Here is a 4,713-nt window from a genome sequence, read left to right as displayed (position 1 = left end):
AACTAGAAAAATTAATTAAATTATCAAAACTTGCTGCATTTACATCGTTCAACAATGGTACAATGTTATGCCTTATATTATTTCTAGTGTAGTCAGTATCGAAGTTTGTTGAATCTACATAGTATTTTAAATTATTTTTATCGGCATATTGTTCAAGGTCTGCTTTTAAAATATTTAATAACGGACGATAGACTTCTAAGTTCCCAATAGTAGCCTGCTCTTCTATCATCAAATTATAATCCATACTACGTCCACTAAGGAGCCTCATAATAATATTTTCTATCTGATCATTTTTGTGATGAGCCGTTATTAACTTCACTCCACCTTCTAACGAAGACATTTCCTCAAAAGCTTCGTAACGTAGTTTTCTTGCGAGCATTTCCTCTGACGTGTGACTATCTCTTGCTAAATCACTCATATTTAGCTCTTTTTTGTAGAACTTAACATTATAGTTTTTGACAAGATTCTCCACGAACTCGGCTTCTTCATAAGACTCTTCTCTTAGACCATGATTTATGTGGAACACCACTAACTCTTTATAACTCTCTTTGTACTTTGTAACAAGCAGATGAAATAAAGCTATAGAATCCACTCCCCCTGACAGACCTAGTGCTATTTTATCAGTTTTTTGCCATAAAATATTAATGTCCATCTAGATAACCTCTCTCCTGAAGACCTTTCTTAATTTTTTCGAACTTAGCTTCAGCTTGCTTTGTCGTCACAATTATATCTTCTAGCAATCCTTCTGGCGCTGGTGGAATTTCCTTTTTCTCTTCTTTCTCCTCAGACAGCTCAGTAATATTACTCTTCTTACCTTTTCCTACAGAAATTTTCATGTTTCCTATGAATTGAAGTTTTTTCAAATCTTTTAGAGTTTTTGTCTCTTGCTTAGGCTCTTCTTTTTCTTCCTGTACTTCTTGCTTTTTCTGAGCCTCTGGTTGCTCTTTAACTTCTTTTTTAATCGGTGTCTTCGGTTTATTTTTCTTTTTATTCTGTTTTTCTTTAGAGTTTTTCTCTACTTTTTTCTTCTCACCTTCAGCTTGTTTTAACTCTTTTTGTGTTAAGATCACTAAAGAATCCTTCGTACTTTTCTCCTCAGCTTTAATAACAAAGCCAACAGAAAAAATCTCCTCTAGCTTCTTCTTTTTTCCAATAAACATATTTTCTTTTGGTAAAAATGCTCTTTACGAGATTTTGACTGTTTTGTTACAAAATCTGGATTTTCTAATACTTCTTTTATTATTTCCAGCGAGATTTCAGGATGTTTTGGAAAAATATGTTCTTCAAACTGATTTTTGCTCATTACTGCTTTTTGATGCAGTTTAGCTTTAAATTCGTAAACTTCTATTCGTTTACCTGTCTTTGTATATCTAATTTTTTCCTGTATCATACTTATCCTCTATTTAAAACTCTTTTTAGCATTTTTTCGATTAAATCTTTTCTAAAAATTGAAATCAAGATAAACCATATTAGAAGATAAATTACAGCAAATGCTGTTAAATTAATTGCAATGCTAAATCTTCCTATTATGTTTAGTCTTATCATTTTTGAAATATAAAATGAGATTCCTGATGTAGCAAATGTAACTATAAGTATTACAAGATATTTAAATGTTCGTAATTTCACATATCGTCTTGCTAAAGATGTATATAGTATAAGGAAATTTACCATTGCTGCAAATGATGTTGCAAACGTAAGTCCAACATGTCGGTATTGCTTGTATAGCAGCCAGTCTAAAAGAATATTAATTCCAATTCCTGTAAACGAAGAAATTACTGGCAAAGTTCTATCCTTGAATACATAATGGCTTCTTGTAAGAAGGTGTATTGTTGAGAAAAATAATAGTCCGATTGCGTAAAATTGCAATGTTTCAGAAGTTATTACTACACTTTTTTCACTAAAATGCCCTCTTTTGTAAATTAATGTCACAATTTCCTGCGCATAACCAAATAATACAACTGAAGAAGGAACAATTAAGAATGCTAACATGTACAAACCTTGATGAACTACTCTTCTTACTGTTTTCATATTATTTTTTACTACAGCCTTTGATAATGTAGGAAATATCACTACTGCCAATGAAATAGCAAAAACTCCGATTGGCAATAAATATAGCCGGCTTGCATAATTTAAGGCACTTGCTGTTCCTGCAGGCAACATTGTGGCAAAACGGTTGTCTATAATTTCGTTTATTTGGTATCCAAAAATTCCTATTAATGTTGGAATCATTAATTTAAACATTTCTATAACATATTCATCTTTTAAGTTAAATGTAAATTTATACGTTTTCATTATTTGAAAAAATTGTGGAAGCATCATAGCAAGCTGAAAAACTCCTGACAACAAATAAGCTATCCCTAATCCATAAATTCCCATTTTATTTTTTAAAAGAAGTGTTCCGATTATAATTGTTAAGTTAAAAACAATTCCCATTGATGCAGCCACCGCAAACTTTTTATAATTATTTAATAACGATGATACTACTCCAGAAAGTGCAATAAATAAAAAATAAAAAGCAACTATTTTTAAAAGCATATTAGCTGTTTCAAAACGTTCAGGATCTGCAAAACCTGTTGTTATTTTTAAAATTTGTCTTGAAAACAAAATCATTAATATTGACATTGTTGATGTAAATGCAACTATTAAATTCAATACTGAAAAGACAAATTCATCCGTTCTCTCTTTTCCTTGTTCTTCAATCCCACGATTATAAATTGGGATAAAAACTGTACCAAGAGATCCTTCCCCAAATAATGTTGTAAAGAAATTTGGGATTTTTGTGGCACTAAAATATGCATCTGTCATTCCTGTTGCACCAAACACACTTCCGATAATCATTTCACGGACAAGTCCTAAAATACGGCTTAGCATATTTATAATCATTACTATAAAACTAGATTTAAACATTAATTAATTTCCTTTCTTGAATTTTGCATTGACTTAATAAAAAAGTTTTTTTCTTCGACAATTATGTCAATTTCTCCATTTTTAAACATATCTAGAATACAAAGAAATAAGGTTACTATTCTAGATTTTGAGAATTTATTCCTTAACAGCTGATTAAACTCTATTTTTTTATCATTTTTTATAATATCAGAAACTTCATTATAAGCATCCTCTGCTGAATAACTGTCTTCTTCCAAATTTAAAATCATTCTATCTTGAGAATCATTTTTTTCTCTTAGCTTTGTATTGACCAAGTTTTTTAAACTTTTAAATAAATTATCTAAATTTAGGCTTGAGATATCATATTCTATTATTTCATCTCCCATACTTTCAGTACCTGTTCTTGTATACGGAATATTATATTCATTTTCATGTTTTGAAAATAATTCTGAAATCTCTTTGAATAATTGATATTCTATTATTTTTTTCTCTAGATTTTCAATTTTTTCTAATTTTTTGTCCCTATTTAATACTGAATAAGCCTTAATTTCGATTAAATCAGTTGCCATTATCAAAAATTCAACTTTTATTTTTAGATTTAACTCTTTTTGAGCATGAATATATCCTAAATAATCATCTATTATTTGTGAAATATTTATTTCATTAATGTCCATTTTCTTTTTTTCGATTAAATGAATAAGTAAATCTAATGGACCTTCAAAATTATCAATCTTAATTTGTATCATATTTTCCATATTTTACCTATTTTTCTTTTTGATATTTTTTACGCCAATACGAGATTTTGTTTTTCCAATAATCTACATCATTTCCAATCTGTTCTTTTAATTCATCTACAGAATCAAACTTTTTCTCACTTCTAATATTTTCCAAAACTTCAATTAAAATTATTTTCCCATATATGTCCTTTGAAAAATCAAAAATATTTGTTTCTACACTTAATACACCAATATCTACCGTTGGATTTCTACCAATATTCATTACTCCATTATAAATTTTTTCATCATCTTCAATATGAACTTTTACTCCATAGACTCCAAATTCTGGATAAATTTTGTTCTCAAATCGTAAATTTGCCGTAGGAAAGCCCAAAACACGTCCCAACTGTTTACCATAAACAACTTCTCCAAGAATAATAAAATTATGTCCAAGAAGTTCTCTAACTTTTTCAAAATTTCCTTCTTTAATATAATTCCTAACTCTTGTACTGCTTATTATTTCTTTATTCTCATCTCGTACAGGTTCTTGAATATTAAGCTTTATATTTTTTTCTTTTAAAAGTTTTTCAAGCGTACTTACATCTCCAGATTTTTCTTTTCCGAAAGTAAAGTTAAACCCACAATAAACTTCTTTAGCATTTAAAGTATCCACAAGCACTTTTTCTACAAACTCTTTCGGTGTATAATTCCTAACTTTTTCAAATTGCTCCAGATAAAGATAATCAATTCCATTTTCATTCAATAAATATGCTTTTTCAGAACAAGTTGTTATTTTAGTCTGTTTATTTTTCGGATATTCATTAAATGTATAGACAATTGTTTTTAAATTTTCTTCTTTAGCTTTATTTACAGATTTTTTTAAAATTATCTGATGTCCCTTGTGAACACCGTCAAAATTTCCCAAAATTACAATATTTTTATTTTGTTTTATTTCTTTAAGATTTTTATCATAATCAATAGACTCTAAATCATCATTATATTCCACAATATCCTTTATATCAGATAAATTTTCTGTAATAAATTTCATTATTAAATCTCGTTCCTTTTTTATTTAATCAATTTACTTACTAGATTTTATCACAATTTCACT

The 4,713-nt window shown here is 28.4% G+C and carries 6 protein-coding genes; all 6 read right to left on the bottom strand.

The features are described from left to right. A partial coding sequence (gene tilS, locus Q0370_RS01440) for a tRNA lysidine(34) synthetase TilS (RefSeq protein ID WP_299571121.1) occupies window positions 1-652 on the bottom strand: 652 nt, incomplete at its 3' end. After that, window positions 642-1,160 (bottom strand): hypothetical protein, encoded by a 519-nt coding sequence (locus tag Q0370_RS01435; protein ID WP_299571119.1) that lies wholly within the window; start codon window positions 1,158-1,160, stop codon window positions 642-644. The genes tilS and Q0370_RS01435, both read right to left, overlap by 11 nt. Beyond that, on the bottom strand, window positions 1,133-1,390 hold the full coding sequence (locus Q0370_RS01430; RefSeq protein WP_299571117.1) for a hypothetical protein: 258 nt from the start codon (window positions 1,388-1,390) through the stop codon (window positions 1,133-1,135). Before Q0370_RS01430 ends, Q0370_RS01435 begins: the two co-directional genes overlap by 28 nt. Before the next feature lie 2 nt (window positions 1,391-1,392). Beyond that, complete coding sequence (murJ, locus tag Q0370_RS01425) at window positions 1,393-2,907, bottom strand: murein biosynthesis integral membrane protein MurJ (protein WP_299571114.1); 1,515 nt, start codon at window positions 2,905-2,907, stop codon at window positions 1,393-1,395. Beyond that, window positions 2,907-3,641 (bottom strand): segregation/condensation protein A, encoded by a 735-nt coding sequence (locus Q0370_RS01420; protein ID WP_299571111.1) that lies wholly within the window; start codon window positions 3,639-3,641, stop codon window positions 2,907-2,909. Before Q0370_RS01420 ends, murJ begins: the two co-directional genes overlap by 1 nt. 7 nt (window positions 3,642-3,648) lie before the next feature. Then, window positions 3,649-4,650, bottom strand: coding sequence for a bifunctional riboflavin kinase/FAD synthetase (locus Q0370_RS01415; RefSeq protein ID WP_299571109.1), 1,002 nt, complete (start codon window positions 4,648-4,650; stop codon window positions 3,649-3,651). Window positions 4,651-4,713: the final 63 nt, after the last annotated feature.

Source organism: uncultured Leptotrichia sp. (genome assembly GCF_938036635.1).
Classification (GTDB): domain Bacteria; phylum Fusobacteriota; class Fusobacteriia; order Fusobacteriales; family Leptotrichiaceae; genus Leptotrichia; species Leptotrichia hongkongensis.
The sequence above is the reverse complement of the archived record's forward strand: the minus strand, read 5'-3'. Positions and strand labels throughout refer to the sequence as shown.